The sequence below is a fragment of the Desulforegula conservatrix Mb1Pa genome (assembly GCF_000426225.1).
Lineage (GTDB): Bacteria > Desulfobacterota > Desulfobacteria > Desulfobacterales > Desulforegulaceae > Desulforegula > Desulforegula conservatrix.
Window position 1 is genome coordinate 1 of record NZ_AUEY01000001.1, and the last position, 21,604, is coordinate 21,604.

Genomic DNA, 21,604 nt, shown 5'->3' on the forward strand with positions numbered 1-21,604 from the left:
AAGGGTCAGCGTGAGTTCGCCACCACCTATCACTGGATGCTTTCAGCTCGCTCGGCAGCTTGTCCAGATCCCTGTATTTCCTCGCTGTCTTTTCATCCATGCCAGCTTGCAATGCCGAGATTACAAGGCTTTTTCCCGCGCTTAAATTTTTCTTCAATTTCTTCACCTGATTGTCAGTGATCATCCAATGATCCTCCATATCACAACATTGGATAACCGGGTTTGCATTAAGCGGGAATTCTAATTGTCGTCAGGGGGGATTTATAACTGTCGTTGATCACCCTTTGCTTTATTTCAACAATATTGCCTTTTATCCCTGTTTATTCAAAATTCAGGTCGGTATTTATGATGGACTCGCAAAAAGTCTAAAAATAGCTTAAGCGTCATGCCGGACTTGATCCGGCGCCCAGTAATTTCAGCCACTTCCGGATTCCGGCCTGCGCCGGAATGACGGTAATCGGACTTTTTGCGGCCTTGTCATTTATATGTCTCTTACGAGCCGGACATAATTGGTGATGCGGACAGCATCGCCCTGGGGGCCACGACCATTCGGGTAATTGGCCGGGTTGCCCGCCATGATATCCGACTTTTGTGAACCAGCTCCGTGAACGTCAATCCACGATCCATTTACGTATCCAATCGCTCGGCCAAAGGAAATATAAACACCTGAGGGACTTGGGCCTCCGTCGAGCAAGACTGTACCAGTCCAGATATACGGATAGTCTGATTGCCCTGCTTCGTTCGTTATGGCAGTGCTGTTAAAATAATTGATGTCAATGGCCGGGGAATTCGTTGTTGAAGGAGATCTTGTGTAATCCACGATGCTCTGAAGCTCCTTTGCATTGGGAAGTCTCCAGTCATTGTGACCAAGATAGTTTGCCGCGTTTTGTGCCTGCACCCAGGCTAAAGCGTCGGCCCAGTTCATCCCCTGCCTGCTGTCATCCTTAGACCACATGAGTCCTGTAGCCAGATCACTGACGGTAGAATCAGAATTTGCCTGAAAGGAATTTTTGCCATATTCAGGATTCCCCCTGACATAACGGACATATAATAGTTTGCCAACTGTTTCACCGCTGCTTGGCTCATACTTTGGATATCCTTTGATACGGCCATCGGCAAAGTTGACGCCAAATATAGTCGCATTGTTGTGCATTGTGGTGGTTACATAGGCTGTTGCTGACCAGTCCTGGCAATCAATGACCCGCTCAGACCCAATACCGCTTCCATAGACAAACCCGAAGTAATTGGTATCAATAAATGGAGTAAAGCCAGTTGTCACCATATTATCCGGGCCATTAACTCCGCTGAATTTAATGAGCGAGTAAAGCTCTTTGATTGTAGGCATACGCCAGTCGCTATATCCGCCGACGCGGCAAGAAGAAGCGCCTGAAACAGCATCGTCCCAGGAAATTCTATTTCCCCTTTCCTGAACCCATACAAGCCCGGTATTCAAATCAGTTATGGTTCCGTCTCCATTATTCTTGTACGAAGGCTGATTGCCCTGGATCTGGGAATCCTGGCCGGAAAATGCCTGGCCAGCCGCTGGAGGGCTGATTTCAGAAGTATTTCCATAGGTTTTAGTCTGCCCTGTATCCACTATTTTATAATTAACAGAAGATGACTCTGATGCCCCAACAGCAACATTTGTCCCAATTATTGGCAGCGCGGCAGGTTCATTTGCCGGATCTGTTACTGCTCTTGCCACAACAACGTAATTACCTGGATTTGAAAAAGCATGGGAGCAGGTATTGGCAGTTGAATATTCCTGCATGATTTCCCAGGTGCTTGTGGGATATGAGTATGTACCGTAATTACCGCAGCTATAGAATTTATAATATATCTGACTGTTATCAGGGGTGGAGGCATTCAGAAAAAAATTCACGGATTCCCCAGCCTTAAGAGATGGCGTAGCAGAGGAATTGAAATCCGCAATATTCACCTGGCCAGAGTCTCCGCCCACTGAAACAAGCCCGCCAATGATGGGAAGAGCGTCAGGTTCATTTGCAGGATCAGTTACCGCCCTTACCACAACAATATAGTTTCCTGATGACGGCACGGAATAGGCGGCTGTTTTTGCTGTGGAATAATCTTTGACAACAACCCATTCCGAGGTTTCATAATCAGAAGTCCCGTAATTAGGGCAGTAATAAAATTTGTAGTACATTTGTTCAGAATCAGAAGATGAAGCTTCAACGCTGACGCTGAAAGAATCTCCGGGCATTATCGGCGTTACGGAGCTATTAATGATTATTTTTGAGATAGCAATAGTTGTCCCTGCGGATACATTCACAGCCATCACAATGAACAGCAAAAAAGCCACAATTATTAAAAAAAATGATTTTCTGGTCATGGCCATTATTCTCAGGAGTTTATTGCTGCTGTTAATGAAGATGGAGTCGCAAAAAGTCCGGTTCCCGTCATCCCTGCGCAGGCCCAGATCCATAACTTACTAAAAATACTGAATACTTGATCAATCCGGCATGATCACAACGCTTTTATTTGTCTTTTTGCGAGTCCATCAATTTTGTTTTTTAATTTCAAAGTTTAACTGGAAGATAGACTTCTTTCAAAAGGGTTTCCAGAGATCAAATCTGAAATATAAATAATGATCCGTGGAAACCATTGCCCGAAATCACTTCTTTCCGCTCCGGCTGTCAGGCGATGTTATTCTGCCGGAGGCTCTTCCTCCCCCTTTGAAAGCATCCTGTCAGCTTCTTCTTGGGTGATAATTCCGGCTGTGACTCCATTTTGAATCAGTTTTTCCATGATTGCATGGCGACTGCCCTGCTTTTCAAGGGCCTCAAGAATAAGTGTTTCCTGGGCTGCGGTTATGCTGCCATCCTCGACCCTTTTGTGAACAAGGGCTATGAATTTGGGTTTCATGGAAGTCTGAAAAGTTTCTTTTGTTATATTGTATTCCTTTAGTACCTTTGGAAGCCTGTCTTGTTTCAGCTTTGCCGCCACAGTCTCAACCGGCTGGGATGATAGCTCGCTTATGGTCTGGGCAGCCATATTTTCAAACTGGAATCTCCCAAGCATCTCAAGTGGGCCGTTGTGCTTATCAGGATGCTTCTTCATCGCAGCGTCACCCTGTGTTTCCGTGGCAGCTGCGGTTGTGGTGTTCTGGTCACTTTCTTTCTGGGCTGCAAAGGCTGACCCCGAAGCAATGAGTGCCGCCATTAAAAAACCTGCCATAACTCTGTTGAATGCTTTCATGCTTGCTCCCTCCACTGATTTTGTTTGTTCAGTGATTTAATGTTTTCTTTTTTTATCAGACCTGACCCTCAATATATTAATCAGGGTCACCCGTTTTCCTGGCTACAAGATAGTCAAACAATGTGAAGAAAATCTGAAGATAAAATGGAAAGAATGTGTATTCTAATAATTCAAGATGAATTGTGTGGAAAATGTGAAGAAATGCCGGATTCTATGTGAACATCAACCAATCATTTGAAAACACGGCACAAATAACTTATCTTCAACTTAATTACTGATGGACTTCAGTTCATAAACATTTTCAAAAATGTTTTTTCATAAAGGAAACAAATCTGAAACTTAAGCTGTCATATAAACTTCTTGCCGCATTTTTGCTCAGCTCCCTTGGCATCATCATCATGCTGACCGGTGTTACTCTGTTTTTTTCGTTCAAAAATTTCTCGGAATACCTTGGAAACAGGGTACTCGAGAATCAGGACAATCTTATAGCAAGAATCAAGGATGAATACATACGACACTCAGGGTGGGAAAACCTTAAAAAGGACAGAGTCATATGGGAGAAAATGCTTGAAACTGCAAGGCCTTTTGAAGAAGAAAGGCCTGGTGGCCCTAAAATGGGACTTCCTGGAGACCCTCCTCCATTTGGAATCAAGGAGCCTGACCACCCAATGGAAGATGACGATATGCTTCCTCCGCCTGATCACGACCCGTCTTTCCATGATTCTGACAATATAAGGGAAGAACTGGAAAAAAGATTCCCCGAAAGATTCAAAATATGGGAAAAGACGGGCAGGCTGCCATTTATAGAAGAAAGAATCAAAAAAGACCTGGAAAGGCGGGGTTCTCATCCTTTGTTATCGAGGCTGAGCCTTTTTGATGAAAACAGCCAGCCAATTGCTGGCAAAGCAATCTCCATGGACAAGCACGTCCTGAGAAAAATTGAAATCAATGGAAAAACCATCGGATGGCTTGGTATAAAAACGAACAGGATGCCATCCCATCCCCTGGATTCGGACTATATGAAGAGGCAGTCCATAATTTTTCTTTTTGCGGGCATATGCGTACTTGCTCTATCAGGACTTGTTTCATACATGGTCTCAAGACATCTTATAAAACCTGTTAAAGAACTTGCCGAAGCTACAAAAGCACTGACTTCAAGAAATTTCGAAACAAGAATAGATGTAAAATCAGGAGATGAACTTGGGCAGCTTGCCGAAGATTTCAACATGCTTGCCTTTACCCTGAAAAGATATGAAGAACTACGCAGACAATGGCTTTCAGACATTTCCCACGAACTTAGAACCCCGGTTTCAATCCTGAGGGGTGAAATCGAATCCATACAGGATGGAATAAGGGCGTTCACTCCTGAAACAGCCGAATCACTCCATGCTGAAATAATGCGACTTGGCAGACTGATAAACGATCTCCATGATCTTTCGACAGCAGAATCAGGGGCCCTTAAAATCAGCAAGGAGCCTGTGAAACCATTGCAAATACTTAAGGATACGCTTGGAGTATTCAGCAAGAGGCTTATGGATCAAAGAATGAGTGTTTCGGATATGACAACAGGTACTCTGGAGATGGAAATAATGGGTGACCATGACCGTCTTGCCCAGGTTTTTTCCAATCTTCTTGAAAATTCACTTAGATATACGTTCTCACCTGGAAAACTTTTGCTGAACGCCGACGCAAAGGGACGCTTTCTGACCATAAACATCGAGGACAGCGCGCCTTCTGTCCCTTCAGAAGCCCTGCCAAAACTTTTTGACAGGCTTTACAGGGTGGATGAGTCAAGAAGCAGAAAAAATGGCGGAAGCGGCATAGGACTTTCAATATGCAAGCATATAATCGAGATTCACGGCGGCACAATAATGGCAGACGAAAGCGAGGCCGGGGGTGTAAAGATACAAATATGCCTGCCTTTAATTAACACATAAATGAACCGATTTGTAGGCCTGGTTAGAGCGTCCTTTGCCCGTAACCCGACATTATTCCGAATGCCAGAGGGTCGCTTTTTGAGAAAATCTCCGCAAAAAATTTAATAAAAAGGACGTACATGAGTTCAAAACATATTCTAATAGTGGATGATGAAGAAAAAATAGCTTCCTTAGTCTCTGATTACCTGAAAAATGACGGGTACGAAACCTTCATCCTTCACAGGGGAGATCTGGTCATTCCGTCAATCAGAAAAACCCCTCCTGATTTGATTGTCCTTGACATAATGATGCCTGGAATGGATGGAATTTCTGTGTGCAGGGAAATCAGAAAATTTTCCGAAATTCCCATAATAATGCTGACGGCAAAGACAGATGAAATAGACAGGCTCATAGGTCTTGAAATAGGTGCCGATGATTATGTCTGCAAGCCTTTCAGCCCCAGGGAGCTTGTTGCGAGGATAAAGGCTGTTTTAAGAAGAACTGAAAGAAAAACAGAAGAAAAAATCATCACCGAAGGCAACATAAGGCTTGAAACAGAAACAAGGCGTGTTCTTGTGAACGGATCTGAAATCAAGCTGACGCCAAGCGAGTTCGGCCTTCTTGCTTCAATGATGTCCCAGCCTGACAGGGTTTTTTCAAGAAACGACCTGTTAAGACAGGTTCAGGGCTATGAATATGAAGGATATGACCGAACCATAGATACTCACATAAAAAATCTGAGAAAAAAAATAGGTGAAAAAATTGAGGGTGAAAATCCGATAAGCGGAGTTTACGGAGTCGGATACAGATTCAGTATTGCATCAAAATAATTCGATTAAAATCGATCTGATATGCCGGGGCTTTCTCAGATTTGTTTGGCCTTGGGTTATTTATTTTTTATCCTGGACAAATGCATATAATCAAATCCTTCATGTTTTCATGTAATATGCTATCATTACGATATTTTTCTCGTTGTTTAAGATCGATGACCTCGCAAAAAGTCCGGTTTCCGTCATTCCGGCGCAGGCCGAATCCAGAATCAGCTGGAATTACTGGATACCGGATAAAGTCCGGCATGACGCTTAAGCCATTTCTGTATAAAAACCCAATCAAGTTCTTTTTCAACCCCCTCAAAAAAGGACAAAACAATGAAAATACCGAAATACTGGGCAAAAAAATCACTGCGGGTTCACAGCCACCCATCTATTACTGAAACTTCATGCTGGGGATACTCCCTTGAAAGCATGCGAGAAGCTGAAAAAATGGCAGAAGAAAAAGTCATGAAAGCGGCGGAAAGACTGTCCCTGGGGAAAATGCCGGACAGTTATTTCTATTCTGACAGACCAATGAGGGAAGAAATCATCGAAGAAAAAGTTTATCCGGAAAGTGGAGAATCCTATGTCATCACCAGAAACTCTTATGGCGCCCTTGTTCTCAATTCTGCAAAAGTAATGTTTGTTGATATCGACGAAATCAAGAATGAACAGGGATTTATTGAAAAGCTTCTCTCCATTATTGGACTCAAAAAAGCAGAACCCATTGCAGATATATATTCAAGAATAAACTCCCTGCTTTCTGAAAATCCTGGTTGGGGACTAAGGCTTTACGAGACATTCAAGGGCTACAGATTAATCGTAACCCACGATTTATTCGACCCGACAGACAAAAACACTACTTCAAGACTTGAGAAAATCGGTGCAGACAGCCTGTATCTGAAGCTGTGCAATGCCCAGGAAAGCTTCAGGGCAAGGCTTTCCCCCAAACCCTGGAGAATGGGCATGCCTGTTCCTCCTGGAAAATATCCAAGGGAAAGCCATAATCATGAGAATTTTTTATGCAGCTGGCTTCCACAATATGATAAGCTCTCGGCTAATTTTTCCATATGCAGATTTATCGGGGAGTTCGGCGCTAAAAATATGCACAGAGAAGTGGAAAAAATAGTAATGATGCATGACGAGCTGTGCAAAGTGAATTCAGATCTGCCTCTGGCATAATGTCTTAAAGGATAACTCTTTAGAAATCATAAATAGTATTTGCCTGTTTTTCGATGGATATCCTGCTAACAACATAGCCACTAAAACTTGTAATAATCTCAAGGGAAAGAACATGAAAAACAAGAAGAAACTAACCGAACCAGATTCCCAGTCAAGACACTATTTTCTAATAGCTCTTCTTGGAGTAGCGCTATTCGGTTGTTTCAAGATAATTCAGCCTTATCTCGGCCCGATAATACTTGCTCTGATCTTTGCTATTGTCTTTCACCCGATTCATGCACGAATCGAAAAAAAGCTCAAAAACAGAAAAAGCCTCACAGCCACAATTTCATGCGTTTTGCTCATGACAGCATTTGTCATGCCTCTATTCATGATAACCGCTGCGGCTATTCAGCAGGGCATTGAATCAGCGCGATCAATTATAGAATGGGTAAACCAGGGCGGAATAGACATATTAATGCAGAAACCCTTTGTTGCCACACTGATAGAACAATTCCACGAAAGATTCATTCAGTTTCAGAAGTTGTTCCCTGACCTGAAGTTCCAAAAAATGGATATAGCCGCCAAAATGATGGGCTTTTCAAGCTGGATGCTAAGTTTTCTGACTGATCAGGCTACAATAATTATAAAAAACCTGACCCTTATGGTCGGTAATTTCGTTCTTATGCTTTTTGTTTTTTTCTTTCTGATCAAGGATTATGATTCAATTGTTGATGGTATTCTGCATCTTTCCCCACTTTCCACAACCCAGGAACAAAGAATTCTTAACAGGATCAAGGATGTTTCAAGCTCGGCTCTTCTTGGAACTCTTGTAACAGGAGTGGCCCAGGGTGCGGCAGGAGGGTTTGCACTTTGGCTATGCGGTCTTCCTGGGCTTTTCTGGGGAGCAGTCATGGCTTTTGCGTCACTGATTCCAATAGTAGGAACTGCCCTGATATGGATTCCTGCAGCACTTTATCTTGTTATTGCGGGAAGATTGGGAGCAGGATTATTCATAGCCATATGGTGCCTCGTTATAGTCGGGATGATGGACAATGTCGTGCGGCCTCTTTTCATGAAAGGAGGAGCTGACATGAGTACAGCCCTTATTTTTCTTTCCATACTTGGCGGAATCAATCTTTTCGGGATAATGGGAATTCTTTACGGTCCGCTATTATTTGGCATCGCCCTGGTTCTTCTTTATATCTATGAAGCTGAATATGGCGAGTTCCTCAGTCATCAGGACAGAAACTGAATCCTGCTATTCCATTCGCATTCAAGATGAAACCAAGGCGCCAAGGAGGAGACCCGGAGGCGTACGTTGGTTGTTTCTACGTCGAGGACTTGACGACGCAGGCAACACAGGTATCGCTTGAATGCGGATGGAATTGAAAAAAGTATTAAAGAAAACCAAATACCTCTTGACGAAGAAAACCTTATATATAATTTTTAGAATGTTTATTCTTGGAATTTGGAATCTATCTTAATCTAAAGGGAGTCTTAAATGAGCGGGTACGAGTTTTATTCAGTTGAAAAAAAAGGCCAGATAGCATGGGTTTATCTTAACAGACCTGAAAAGAAAAACGCCATGAATCCTCCTGCGTGGATTGAACCTCCAAAAATTTTTGAGGAACTTGACGCTGACCCAGAAATCAGAGCCATCATACTTGCTGGCAAGGGCCCTGCTTTTTCAGCCGGAATAGACCTCATGTCCATGATGAATTTCATACCAGAGATACTTAATCCAGACCAGAAAGGCGGAGTCAAGCCCAAGCTCATAAAAAAAATCATGATGATGCAGGATACCATGACCTGTATTGAAAAATGCAGAAAACCAGTTATTGCAGCTGTTCACGGTTTCTGCATTGGTGCCGGACTTGACATGATAACAGCTTGTGACATAAGACTTTCCACAAAAGAAGCCGTATTTTCCCTGAGAGAGGCGGCAGTTGGCTTTGTTGCAGATGTAGGAGTTCTCCAGAGAATTCAGAATATATGCGGTCAGGGCATCACCCGCGAACTTGCTTACACTGCAAAAAATATAAGCGGAGCGAGGGCAAAGGAAATCCTTCTTGTGAACGAAACCTTCGACACCCAGGAAGAACTTTTTGCAGCAGCAGAAAAAATGGCCCTTGATATTGCAGCCAATTCTCCTCTTGCAGTCGAGGCAACAAAAGATGTACTTAACTTCGGGATAGGCAAGACAGTTGATGACGCACTGAAATATGTAGCGTCCATGAGTGCAAACATTATTCCTTCAAAGGATCTCTATGAAGCGGCTGCGGCCTTTGCTGAAAAGCGCAAGCCAGTCTTCACCGGAGAATAGATTCATACAGGGCCGCTTAATATGGCGGCCCTTTTAGGGAAGTTGATGAAAGTTTACATTGAAACGTTAGGCTGTGTACGCAACAGCGTTGACAGTGAAATCATGGCCGGCAGGCTTGAGTCTGCCGGCCATTTGGTTATTGATGAGCCTGAGGATGCAGATGCCATAGTGGTCAACACTTGCGGCTTTGTTACTTCTGCGGTGGAAGAAGCTATTGATGTGATTATTGATCTGTCTGAGCACAAAAAAACAGGCCGGTGCAAAAGATTAATAGTCGCAGGATGCATGGCAGAGCGTTACAAGGAAAGCCTTGTTGAAGAAATGCCGGAAGCTGATTTTTTCATGGGAACAGGCTGCTATCAGGATATTGTGGAAATAGTTGAAGGCAGAAAAACCGAAAATGGCATAATTCTTTTCCCTGACCCGTTAAAATGCACCCTTCAAAACGCCGACACCCCAAGAATTCTCAGCACCGGCCATATTGGATATCTCAAAATTGCAGAAGGCTGTGACAGACACTGCACTTACTGCATAATTCCAAGACTACGAGGGAAACAGAGAAGCAGGAAAATAAAGGATATACTGTCCGAGGCAGAATCAATGATTCAGGTTGGTGTGAAGGAAATCATCCTCGTAGCCCAGGACACTACTTTCTACGGCAAGGATCTTAATTCTGGAGAAAATCTTGGCAAGCTCCTGACAGAGCTTTCATCCATGAACAAATCCATCTGGATCAGAACCCTTTACGGCAACCCTGACACCCTTGACCTTGATGTTTTAAAGACATTCAAATCCCATGACAACATCTGTCATTATTTTGACCTGCCGATCCAGCATGCATCAGACAGGGTTCTCAAAAGAATGGGCAGACGCTATACCAATGAATTCATGAGCGATCTTTTCAAAAAAATCAGAAAAGAACTGCCGGACGCGGCCCTTAGAACCACTGTAATCACTGGTTTCCCAGGTGAGACAGACGAAGATTTCAAAATTCTTCTTGATTTTATAGAAGAAACAAGGTTCGACCATCTCGGAGCATTCATATATTCAGACGCTGAAGATATACCGTCACACAGGCTGCCTGACCATGTGGCTCCTGAAACAGCATCTTCAAGACATGAACAGATAATGGCGGTTCAGGCGGAAATTTCTTTCAAGAACTACCAAAAATATCTGAATAATACCCTTGAAGTTATGATAGATGATGACGATCCCAACGAGGACGGCCTGTATCATGGTCATACAAAATACCAGGCCCCTGAAGTAGACGGATACACATACGTCGACGGAGAAAACCTTAAATCCGGAGATGTTGTGAAAATAAATATTACTGACACTTTTGACTATGATCTGATCGGTGACCAGATATGACTGATTTGAAAAGACAGCTGGTTTCAAGACTATCTCCAGACCTTGAAAAGATTGAAAAGGCACTTGTGGCCAATCTTGATCCCAACATTGAACTTGTAAAAAAAATAGCGGGACATCTTCTCTTCAGCGGCGGCAAAAGGCTCAGACCCATATTGATGATGCTTTCGGCCCGCTCCTGCGGATATGAAAAAGAAGACGCTTCTGACTTTTCAGTTATTTTTGAATATCTCCACGCAGCGACTCTTCTACATGATGATGTTGTTGACGGAGCCCTTGTCAGAAGAGGGAATCCTGCCGCCCACACATTATGGGACGCGCCCGCAGTTGTTCTCACCGGAGACTTTCTTCTGGCAAAATCACTCGAACTTGCCGCCATGTCGAAAAACCCTGAAATAATAAGGGTAATAGCTTCAATAACCAGGGAAATGGCCCAGGGTGAAATCGACCAGATGACAAGAAAAGGAGATTTTTCACTTTCAGAAGAAGAATACATGTCTGTCATAAAAAGAAAAACAGCCGTATTGATTGAAGGTGCCTTAAAAACAGGCGCGCTTCTCTCGGGAGCAGAAAACGGGAAGACAGAAGCCCTGTCATCGTACGGATATCATCTTGGAATGGCATTTCAGATGGCAGATGATCTGCTTGACTATACGACCGATCTTGAGACCCTTGGAAAGAATCCCGGAGCAGATCTAAGGGAAGGCAAAATGACGCTTCCTGTGATTGAATCTCTTAAGAATGCAAAATATGAAGAAAAGGAGTTCATGCTTTCAATGCTTGGAAGCACCGATTTTTCATCGGATGATTTTGAAAAATTCATATCCCTCGCTGACAAGCACGGAGGCATTTCCTACACAAGGGAAAGAGCAGTATTCCATGTAGCGCAGGCAAAAAAAGCTCTTGAGTCCTTTAAAAGAAACACCGAGATAGAAACGCTTGAAATGTTAGCTGATTATGCATTACTCAGAAAGTCGTAAAAAATCAGGAGGAAAGAAATGAAGCTTATTATTAATCTGATAATATCTGTTTTTTTCACACTTGTCATTGCAGGGAATGCCTTATGCGAGTCAGGCCAGGATATAATCCAGGTTCCTGCTTTCGGTACATCCCAGATACAGAAAACAGACACAATGACAGCACGAAGCGAAGCTGTCAAAAAAGCCCTTTCCAAATCCGTTGAAACAGCTCTTTTTCAGATGATCCCCCATGAAAACCTCGCATCTGATTTCAAGAACATCGAATCAATTCTGACAGGAGATCCCGCAGCATACGTGAGGGATTATAAGGTCATCGGAGAAAACACTGTCGGCAAAGAATACAGGGTAATAGTCAACTCAAATATCATAAAGGCAAAACTTTCTGCCGCAACCCAGGCCAGCGGCATGGAATCTGCGGATTCTTTTCCTAAGGTACTCATACTTTTTTCAGAAAAACTTAATCCGGCAGATCAGGCATCATCTTGGTGGGCCGGAAACGGTGCCGGATCTTCAGTATGCGAGCCAGAAGCGGCAGCTTCCCTTATTTCAAAAAAGCTGAAAGCATCAGATCACTCCCAGCCAGCTCTTGACGAGACTGGAAAATCTGTTGTTATCTCCCCTTCCCCGACCAATGAAGAAGCTTTAAAGCTTGCCAGGGCATACAAAGCCGACATGGTTATTATCGGTCAGATCAGCGTTTCAGAGCCAGCCAACAGCGTTTCAGGAGGCCTTAAATCCTTCCCTGCCAAAGTCGAAGCAAGAATAATAAATGTAGCTGACGGAACAGAAATAGCCTCTGCTTCAGAAACTGCGTCTGCACTTAATGCCGACAGGATCGCAGGGAGCAAGCAGGCTGCAATACAGGCAACCAAACAGACAACTGCTAAACTTGCGACGGCAGCTTCCGCAGCCCTGAAAAAGACTCCCCAGACAGCACCAGCGGCAGCCGCATCAGCAACCGGATTAAAGACAATCCCTGTTTCCATAAATGGACAGGACATTCTGGGTAAAATGATACCTATCAGGACTGCCATGACATCAATCAAAGGAATGAAAGAAGTCAAGACCCTTGAAATGAATTACAGCAATGCAAAGCTTCAAGCATCATATGACGGGGATGCCGCGACCTTGTCCAACGAATTGGCGCTGAAAAATTTTGAAAATTTCAAAATGGAAATCAGCTCCTCCCCTGAATCAGGCATTGTGATAAACATACCTGATCAGAAAATACAGTAATTGAAAGGAAAATAATTTCTGAAAATAGAAAATAACTATTCAGCTTGGCATGTTTATTCTTGGAAAACCCTTTTTGCAAAAAGGGTTTTCCAAACCTTTCCCAAAAACTTTTATATTGTTTAATATCAGTATTCTGGAATCAGATCCAGCGGCCTTTTATAAGCGATATCTGAGTACAAAACGGATAATCCAACAAATCCAAAAGTTTTTTGCTAAGCTTTTTTTCAAAAAAGCGACCTTTAAAAGTTGATGATCTCACAAAAAGTAAAAAAAGGCGTCATGCCTGACTTGATCTGGCATCCAATATTTTCAGACACTTTTGGATTCCGGCCTGCGCCGGAATGACGGTAATCGGACTTTTTAAAACGTTGTCAAAGTTTATTTGCTGAATAATTACAATAGAAAAAATCAAAAGATTAAATGGTGATAAAATGCTGGGCCCTTTACGATTCGACTCCAAATGGAGCGTGCCAAATCTCCTGACAATTTTAAGAATTTTTCTTGTACCTTTTTTCATAATCATGGTCATCGAAAAAAGATTTGCGCCGGCTCTAAGCGCCCTGACAATTGCCGGAATAAGTGATGCCCTCGATGGTTTCATTGCCCGTTACTTCAACCAGAGGACAGAGCTTGGCTCGTATCTAGATCCGATAGCAGACAAGCTCCTTATGGTATCATCCTATGTTTGTCTTGGTTATACCGGAGTTCTTCCGGACTGGCTTTGTGTAATTGTCATAAGCAGGGATGTTCTTCTTCTGCTTGGAATAGGAATCTGTTCCGTTGCAAACATCAAGGTAGAGATAAATCCAAGCAAAATCAGTAAACTAAATACTGTTGCCCAGATTTCGACAGTCTTCTTTATCCTTCTGACAAAGGTTGTTGCCTGGAATATAAATCCGCTTGTTTATGATTTGTTCTTCTATACAACTGCATGGCTCACTTTTCTGTCTGCCTGCCAGTATGCATACAGAGGACTTAGCGTTATAGGGCCGGACAAGTAATCCCAATCATATTTGACAAGGTCGCAAAAAGTCCGATTTCCGTCATTCCGGCGCAAGCCTAAATCCAGAAGTACCTGAAAATACAAAGATGCAGGATCAAGTCCGGCATGACTCTGACGTTCTTTTCTGACTTTTTGCAAGACCATCATGTTTCAAAGAGCAATAGCACCGGGGAATTCTTAAAAAAGTTCCCCGTACTCCATCTATAAAAACATCTTGATAAATTCGTCCAAGGTAGTAATGATAAAAAATCATTCTGGGCTGCCCCTGCAATGATTAAGAATTTAACCAAGAATAATTTCAAAATGAAAATCAAATACAAATCAACTTTTTTCCGAATTGAGAATCCTTATACGGAAGCAGATCAAAAAAAAGTATCGTCAAAAATCCAAAGCCCTGAACCCAGAAGCATCATCAACCAAACCAGTACAGCCATAGCAACTCCATTCTGTTTGAAGGCCCGGCAGTCCACAAGCAAACCTTAATAAAAACGTTATAAGAACCAGGAGATCCCCATGTCCTTAATAAAGGAAGGATCATTTGCTAAAAAAGTTAAAAACATATTTATTGGCAAAGAATTAGACCCAAACGACCATACGGTTTTCCATCGCCTGTCCCTGATAGCCTTTTTTGCCTGGGTCGGACTTGGGGCTGACGGACTTTCATCATCATGCTACGGCCCCCAGGAAGCATTTCTTGCCCTTGGAGAGCATACCTTTCTTGCAGTTTTCGTAGCCCTGGGAACTGCACTTACAATTTTCATAATCTCTGCGGGCTACTCCCAGATAATCGAACTCTTTCCACACGGAGGCGGCGGGTACATTGTCGCAAGCAAGCTGCTTTCACCCAAGATGGGGATGGTATCAGGTTGCGCCCTTCTCATAGATTATGTTCTTACCATAACTCTCTCAGTTGCGAGCGGCGCAGATGCTATATTCAGTTTTCTTCCTGAAACATGGCTCAAATACAAGATCCTGTTGGCCATTTTCGGGGTGGTTCTGCTTACAATCATGAATATGAGGGGGGTCAAGGAGTCAATCATGGCCCTTGTACCTGTCTTCATGGTTTTCATAATCACCCACGCCATTGTCATAATATATGCACTTGTATCCCATTCGAGTCAGATCCCTGAACTCACCGCGCGAATAACGGCAGATGTAGGTCTTGCCAAATCCCAGCTGGGATTCGCAGGCATGGCCCTTCTTGTTCTACGATCCTACAGTATGGGAGCCGGTACTTATACAGGTATCGAAGCGGTCAGTAACGGCCTTCAGATACTCAGGGAACCAAGGGAGGAAACAGGGAAGCGAACCATGCGCTACATGGCAATCTCCCTTTCAATAACAGTTGCGGGACTTATCTTCGCATACCTGCTTTTTAATGTTAAATACGAACACGGTAAAACCCTGAACGCAACGCTCTTTGAAACCATAACCAGCGGATGGGGAAGCTTTGGATATGGATTTATGCTTGTGACCCTCATATCAGAAGCCCTGCTTCTTTTTGTTGCTGCCCAGGCAGGCTTCCTTGACGGCCCCCGCGTTCTCTCAAACATGGCCATTGACAGATGGTTTCCGGCTCGGTTTGCTCTCCTCAGCGACAGGCTGGTGACCCAGAACGGAATCCTTCTGATGGGAGTATCCTCACTTGTACTCATGATTGCGTCAGGTGGTTCCGTAGGCTGGCTCATAGTACTATACAGCATCAACGTGTTCGTTACATTTGTGCTATCCCAGCTTGGAATGGTTATTCACTGGTGGAAAGAAAGAAAAACAGCCTATCACTGGAAAAAAGGACTGGTCATAAATGGGCTGGGACTTCTTCTCACAGGATTCATTCTTATCACCGTCATAATGACAAAATTCTTTGAAGGAGGCTGGATTACAATAGTCATCACCGGATCCCTAGCCTTCCTCGCCCTTATGATCAAAAAGCATTATAAAGAGACTGGGCAGCTCCTAAAAAAACTGGATGTAATAGCAGATGCAACTCTGGAAGAAATCACGAGAAAGGAAAAAAAGGGCTATACAGAAGCAGAATGCGATCCCAAAGGTAGAACCGCTGTTGTCCTTGTAAACGGATTCAACGGATTAGGCCTTCATACGCTCATGAGCGTTCTGAAATATGATATAGCGGCTTTCCATAATTATATCTTCATACAGGTCGGTGTCGTCGATGCCTCTGTTTTCAAGGGAACCGAAGAAATAAAGCGTCTGAGTGACAAAATGGACGAGGATCTTGGCAAATATGTCCGGCTCATGAAGGCAAGGGGCTATCATTCCGAGTCCATGTCCATAATCGGGACGGATCTGGTTGCAGAGGTCATGGAACTGACGCCCCAGATAGTCAAAAAATACCCTAAAGCGATTTTCTTTGGTGGTCAGATAGTTTTCAGGGAAGACTCGATGTTCACGAGATTCCTTCATAATTATGCGGTTTTCGCACTCCAGAGGGAATTTTATAAACTTGGCCTTCCGTTCATGATCATGCCGATTCTTGCGGATAAGGCATAAATGATGGACTCACAAAAAATCAAAAAAGAGCGGCGGCGTCATGGCCGGACTTAATCCGGCATCTTTGTATTCTCAGATGCTTGTGGATTCCGTCCTGCGCTGGAATGATGGGAATTGGACTTTTTGGGATCTTGTCATAAATTTGGTGCCGTACTGCTGTATTTATTAATATTCCAAAACAGACCACGGGATTTACAATGGCATTCACCTTTTTTTTCAGAGATCTTGCTCCACTTGAGCTTGCAGTAAGTGAGTTCTGCCCGAGGACAAGCGGAAGAAGCAGGATAAGGGTATGGGACGCAGGCTGCGCAACAGGCCAGGAACCATATACACTTTCGATGCTGCTTGCGGAAAAAATGGGCAATTTCGCTTTCAGAAATCTTAAAATCTACGCCACAGACTATGACGCACCGCTTTTAAAAACAGTCAGGGAAGCTGTTTATCCTGCAAGCGAGCTTGAAAGAATTCCCCGCGAGTATTTCGAAAAGTATTTTGAACCTGTTGACAGTCAGGGTTTATGCAGGGTTGTGGAAACCATAAGAAACAGCCTGCATATTCAGGAGCACAATCTGCTTTCCTTTGCTCCTGTAAGCGACGGATTCAGCATGATTGTGTGCAAAAATGTACTTCTGCATTTCCAGCATCATGAACGGGTAAAAGTCATTGAGATGTTTCACTCTGCGCTCGAACCGAATGGAATCATCGTGCTTGAACACACGCAGAAAATGCCTGATGAGTGCACCCGCCTTTTCAGCCAGATATCTTCATCGGGACAGGTATTCCAGAAGGTTTAAATTTAAAATGAAAGTTGCAAACATGACGTCAAAGAGCAAGGTATACACTTCAAATGTATTCCTGTGCACAGGTGACTGGAATCGCATTGAGGACAGAAACACCCTGATTGACGTCGGTAACGACCCTTTGATAATTGATTACATTGAGAAGTATCCTTCAGGAATCGGGAAAAAAAGATTGGATCAGGTTATCCTAACCCACAGCCACTCTGATCATTCCGGCATATTGCCCCTGATAAAAAAAATATTCAACCCTGTGGTATATGCATTTTCACCATTCCAGGAAGGCGTGGACAGAACCCTCGGAGACGGGGATTTGATTAAAATTGCGGATCAGATGTTCGAGGTAATTCATATGCCAGGACACAGCGATGATTCCCTATGCTTTTTTTCCCCATCCGACGGGTCGCTTTTTGTGGGTGACGTTCCCGTAATAATAAAATCTTCAGGCGGGACATATGAAAAAGCATTTATTGAAAAGATGAAAATCCTGTCCGGGAAAAACATCAAAACGATATATTTCGGTCATGGAGATCCCCTTACAGAAAACCCGGCCCAGGCTGTCATGAATTCATACAAATACATATTGATGAATAATGCCACTTCCTGAACCAGAGTACCTGAATCAGAGCAATAATATATTCAATTTTTGATGTCAATTTTTGATGTTGCAAAACCCAGCGATAAAGGGTTAATATGTTTGAAATGTTTCAAAAACGCCATGACATTTTGTCATAGTGATCAAATCGCAAATCTTTTTTCTGCACTGTTTTTTCTGAAGCCTGATTTTTAAACGGCTGTTTTCTCCAAAGCACTTTTTATCAAATGACTGCCGTCTGTTTATGTTCCAAGCGGAAGATAAATTGGCAAGGCAATCAGGCTCAAAACAAAACATTTCATTAATCACAAATCAGGAGGCCAATTAAGCTTCATTTTTTCCCACAGAAACTTGCTGATTTTTGCCCCACCCATGATGTCGATATCTGATGAATAGCTCTATTTAATTACCCAAGATAATTATGGAGGAATACATGAGTTCAACAGAAACCATCCAGGCAGCACAATACCTTACATACAGATTAGAAGACGAAGTGTTCGCAGTTGACGTGGCCAAGGTCAGGGAAATACTTGACTACACTCCGGCAACCAAAATTCCGGGAACACCTGATTTTATTAGTGGAATAATCAACGTGAGGGGAAGCGTTATTCCCGTGGTTAACATGCGCATCAAATTCGGACTCCCGAATACAGAAAAAACCGTAAATACCTGCATAGTTGTCATGGAAATAGGAAGTGACGAAGAAAAGACCATACTCGGGGCTCTTGTTGATTCGGTACAGGAAGTATTTGAACTGGAAGCTGCCATGATAGAGCCACCACCTAAAATGGGCACAAGACTAAAAACCGAATATATTAAAGGCATAGGCAAGCGTAACAATGAATTAATTATAATCCTTGACATAGACAGGGTTTTTTCAAACAGCGAGCTTATGATCATAAAAGACAACAATGATATTCAGGACTGATTAAGCGGTCTCTTGCCTCCCAATATTGCTGAATTGATTATTCTCTGTAGGGTGAGTCCTGCCCCTTTCACGCACCATGCTTACTTAATCTGTGCGTGAAAAAAAACGCACCCACCCTTGATTTTGCCATATTTCAACAATATTGGCCTTAACCCAGTATTGATGAAGGAGATAGCATGCTCGCAAACATGAAAATCGGAAACAAGGTAATGATGGCCATGCTCGCCATGGCAGGTCTGTGTTTCGTTATTGGTGTAGTAGGGTATTATTCTACTTCCACGGTCAAAAACTCCATGAATGAGATTTCTGATGTCAGACTTCCGAGTATATTCGGCCTTGAAATCATTAACGAAGCCCAGACCGCTATCCAGAGAGCAGAGAGAAGCCTGATTCTGCCTGAAATATTCAACGACACAAAAGAGAAAGAAGTTCAGATCGCAGGCCTGAACGACGCATGGCAGAGAGTGGACAAAGGATGGAAAATATATGAACCTCTGCCCCAGACAAAAGAGGAGGAAATTCTCTGGAAAAAATTTGTGCCTGCATGGGAAGCCTGGAAAAAAGACAGCAACACAGTGGTAGATCTCATAAAATCAGGAAAAAGAGACGAAGCTTTGAAAATGTCCGTTGGCGAGGCAAGACAAAGCTTCTCTGCTGCTGAGACTTTGCTTGGAGAAATAATAGCGCTCAATGAAAAAGTAGCCAGCGAGGAATCAAAAGCAGCGCATTCCAAAGCTGCAACAATGACCTTGCTCATTGTCATTTTCGGAATATTTGCAATTCTTCTTGCAATCGGATTCGGGTTTATTTTCAAAAAAAATGTTGTTGGCATTATTAACTCCATTCTTGATGAGACAAAAAAACTCGTTGATGCAGCTGTATCAGGAAGACTTGCAACCAGGGCTGATCTTGACAAGGTGAATTTCGAATTCAGAGAAATAGCCATCGGCATAAACGAGACCCTCGATGCAGTTATCGGGCCACTGAATGTTGCGGCAGAATATGTCGACCGCATTGCCAAGGGCGATATCCCGCCCAAAATAACAGACACGTACAAAGGCGATTTCAACGAAATCAAAAACAATCTTAACCAGTGCATTGAAGCCGTTAACAATATGATAGCTGACGCAAATGCGCTTTCAAAGGCAGCAATCGATGGCAAACTTGCAACAAGGACAGATGCGACAAGACACCAGGGGGATTTCCGCAGAATAATAGAAGGAGTCAATGGAACCCTCGACGCTGTCATCGGGCCTCTTAATGTTGCTGCCGAATATGTGGACAGAATAGCAAAGGGCGACATTCCGCCAAGAATCACAGACTCTTACAATGGTGATTTCAATGAGATCAAAAACAATCTTAACCAGTGTATTGGTGCTGTAAACAACATGATATCTGACGCGAACCTCCTTTCAAAGGCCGCCGTTGAAGGCAGGCTTGCCACAAGAGCAGATTCAGCCAAACACCAGGGAGATTTCCGAAAAATTATTGAGGGAGTAAACAGCACGCTTGACGCAGTTATCGGGCCACTTAATGTTGCGGGAGAGTATATTGACAGAATCTCAAAGGGAGACATACCTCCTTCAATAACAGATAATTACAATGGTGATTTCAACACAATCAAAAACAACCTTAATATCCTGATTGAAGCCAACAACGAAATAACAACGGTTGCCGAAGAAATTGCGGGCGGGAACCTGACTGTATCAGCAAGAAGCAGATCAGACAGGGATAAACTGATGTTTGCCCTTGAAAGCATGCTTAAAAAACTCACGGAAGTTGTGGCAAATGTACAGCAGGCGGCAAGCCATGTTGCAAAGGGCTCAGAGGAACTGAGCGTCAAGTCCGAGCAGATATCGCAAGGCTCCACCGAACAGGCTGCGTCGGCCGAAGAAGTATCTGCTTCAATGGAAGAGATGACGGCAAATATTCTGCAAAATGCCGAAAACTCCCAGCAGACTGAAAAAATAGCTACAAAAGCAGCTGAAGACGCGCTCCAGGGAGGATCGGCAGTATCTGAAACTGTAAAAGCAATGCAGGAAATTGCGAGCAAAATTTCAATAATCGAGGAAATAGCCCGCCAGACTAACATGCTGGCTCTTAATGCGGCCATTGAAGCTGCAAGGGCTGGTGAACACGGCAAGGGCTTTGCAGTTGTTGCAGCTGAAGTAAGAAGACTTGCAGAAAGAAGCCAGAACGCGGCAGGAGAAATAAACCGCCTGTCCAGCTCGAGTGTTCAGGTTGCAGAAAAAGCCGGAGAACTGCTTGCGAGCATTGTCCCTGCCATCCAGAAAACCGCCGATCTTGTTCAGGAGATTACGGCGGCAAGCAATGAACAGAGAACAGGCACAGACCAAATCAATAAAGCCATTCAGCAGCTTGATCAGGTTATTCAGCAGAATGCGGCAGGCGCAGAGGAAATGGCATCAACAACAAGTGATCTGAGAGAACAATCGGAACAGCTCCAGGACGCAATAAGCTTTTTCAGGACAGACAGCTCTTCAGGAAGAAGAGTCCGCACAAAAGCTATAGCGCTAAAGCCTTCCCAATCAGGCAAATTTTTTCTTCAGCATGAGAAAGGATCAGGGCCAAAACCCAAAGGCGCCGGTATTGCCATTGACCTGATAGAAAGAGGCAGAAAAGACGACCTAGATTCGGAATTTGAGATTTACTGAAAACAGACTCAATAAGATCAATGATATTAAAGCCTTTCAAATCAACAACAATTCTCTAACCATAGTATACGTGCATTTAA

16 protein-coding genes and 1 pseudogene are annotated in these 21,604 nt (G+C 43.4%); 14 read left to right on the forward strand and 3 right to left on the reverse strand.

Annotated elements, in window-relative coordinates:
• From K245_RS22340 to K245_RS0100015, 3 genes and pseudogenes are all read right to left on the reverse strand, one after another.
• Nucleotides 1–184, reverse strand: a pseudogene (locus K245_RS22340) (IS21 family transposase); the annotation flags it as partial.
• A gap of 297 nt (nucleotides 185–481) precedes the next feature.
• Nucleotides 482–2,350 carry an Lcl C-terminal domain-containing protein gene (locus K245_RS0100010; protein ID WP_198013777.1) on the reverse strand — a complete coding sequence of 623 codons (1,869 nt, stop codon included), beginning with the start codon at nucleotides 2,348–2,350 and terminating at the stop codon, nucleotides 482–484.
• A gap of 314 nt (nucleotides 2,351–2,664) precedes the next feature.
• The gene (locus K245_RS0100015) at nucleotides 2,665–3,216 is read right to left on the reverse strand and encodes a hypothetical protein (RefSeq protein WP_027357658.1); all 552 of its coding nucleotides are present in this window, start codon (nucleotides 3,214–3,216) and stop codon (nucleotides 2,665–2,667) included.
• 398 nt (nucleotides 3,217–3,614) lie between these two features.
• Between K245_RS0100015 and K245_RS22345 the strand changes: the two genes are divergently transcribed.
• The 14 genes from K245_RS22345 (at nucleotide 3,615) to K245_RS0100105 (ending at nucleotide 21,524) form a co-directional block, all read left to right on the forward strand.
• Nucleotides 3,615–5,153 carry an ATP-binding protein gene (locus K245_RS22345; RefSeq protein ID WP_051283711.1) on the forward strand — a complete coding sequence of 513 codons (1,539 nt, stop codon included), beginning with the start codon at nucleotides 3,615–3,617 and terminating at the stop codon, nucleotides 5,151–5,153.
• Nucleotides 5,154–5,272: 119 nt separating this feature from the next.
• Complete coding sequence (locus tag K245_RS0100030) at nucleotides 5,273–5,962, forward strand: response regulator (protein ID WP_027357659.1); 690 nt, start codon at nucleotides 5,273–5,275, stop codon at nucleotides 5,960–5,962.
• 318 nt (nucleotides 5,963–6,280) lie between these two features.
• Nucleotides 6,281–7,126, forward strand: coding sequence for a hypothetical protein (locus tag K245_RS0100035; protein ID WP_027357660.1), 846 nt, complete (start codon nucleotides 6,281–6,283; stop codon nucleotides 7,124–7,126).
• Between the two features lie 112 nt (nucleotides 7,127–7,238).
• Nucleotides 7,239–8,360 carry an AI-2E family transporter gene (locus tag K245_RS0100040; protein WP_027357661.1) on the forward strand — a complete coding sequence of 374 codons (1,122 nt, stop codon included), beginning with the start codon at nucleotides 7,239–7,241 and terminating at the stop codon, nucleotides 8,358–8,360.
• Between the two features lie 249 nt (nucleotides 8,361–8,609).
• On the forward strand, nucleotides 8,610–9,431 hold the full coding sequence (locus K245_RS0100045) for a crotonase/enoyl-CoA hydratase family protein (protein ID WP_027357662.1): 822 nt from the start codon (nucleotides 8,610–8,612) through the stop codon (nucleotides 9,429–9,431).
• Nucleotides 9,432–9,476: 45 nt separating this feature from the next.
• On the forward strand, nucleotides 9,477–10,802 hold the full coding sequence (rimO, locus tag K245_RS0100050; RefSeq protein ID WP_035276268.1) for a 30S ribosomal protein S12 methylthiotransferase RimO: 1,326 nt from the start codon (nucleotides 9,477–9,479) through the stop codon (nucleotides 10,800–10,802).
• Entirely contained in the window at nucleotides 10,799–11,779 is a 981-nt protein-coding gene (locus K245_RS0100055) for a polyprenyl synthetase family protein (RefSeq protein ID WP_027357664.1), read from the forward strand. Before rimO ends, K245_RS0100055 begins: the two co-directional genes overlap by 4 nt.
• A gap of 18 nt (nucleotides 11,780–11,797) precedes the next feature.
• Nucleotides 11,798–13,015, forward strand: coding sequence for a hypothetical protein (locus K245_RS0100060; RefSeq protein WP_027357665.1), 1,218 nt, complete (start codon nucleotides 11,798–11,800; stop codon nucleotides 13,013–13,015).
• Nucleotides 13,016–13,446: 431 nt separating this feature from the next.
• The gene (locus tag K245_RS22350) at nucleotides 13,447–14,016 is read left to right on the forward strand and encodes a CDP-alcohol phosphatidyltransferase family protein (RefSeq protein WP_035276243.1); all 570 of its coding nucleotides are present in this window, start codon (nucleotides 13,447–13,449) and stop codon (nucleotides 14,014–14,016) included.
• 515 nt (nucleotides 14,017–14,531) lie between these two features.
• Entirely contained in the window at nucleotides 14,532–16,529 is a 1,998-nt protein-coding gene (locus K245_RS0100080; protein WP_027357668.1) for an APC family permease, read from the forward strand.
• Nucleotides 16,530–16,726: 197 nt separating this feature from the next.
• Complete coding sequence (locus tag K245_RS0100085; RefSeq protein WP_027357669.1) at nucleotides 16,727–17,323, forward strand: CheR family methyltransferase; 597 nt, start codon at nucleotides 16,727–16,729, stop codon at nucleotides 17,321–17,323.
• Nucleotides 17,324–17,330: 7 nt separating this feature from the next.
• A complete protein-coding gene (locus K245_RS0100090; RefSeq protein ID WP_027357670.1) occupies nucleotides 17,331–17,933 on the forward strand; it encodes an MBL fold metallo-hydrolase in 603 nt (200 codons plus the stop codon).
• 421 nt (nucleotides 17,934–18,354) lie between these two features.
• A complete protein-coding gene (locus K245_RS0100100; RefSeq protein ID WP_027357672.1) occupies nucleotides 18,355–18,849 on the forward strand; it encodes a chemotaxis protein CheW in 495 nt (164 codons plus the stop codon).
• Between the two features lie 176 nt (nucleotides 18,850–19,025).
• Entirely contained in the window at nucleotides 19,026–21,524 is a 2,499-nt protein-coding gene (locus K245_RS0100105) for a methyl-accepting chemotaxis protein (RefSeq protein ID WP_027357673.1), read from the forward strand.
• The last annotated feature ends 80 nt before the right edge of the window (nucleotides 21,525–21,604 follow it).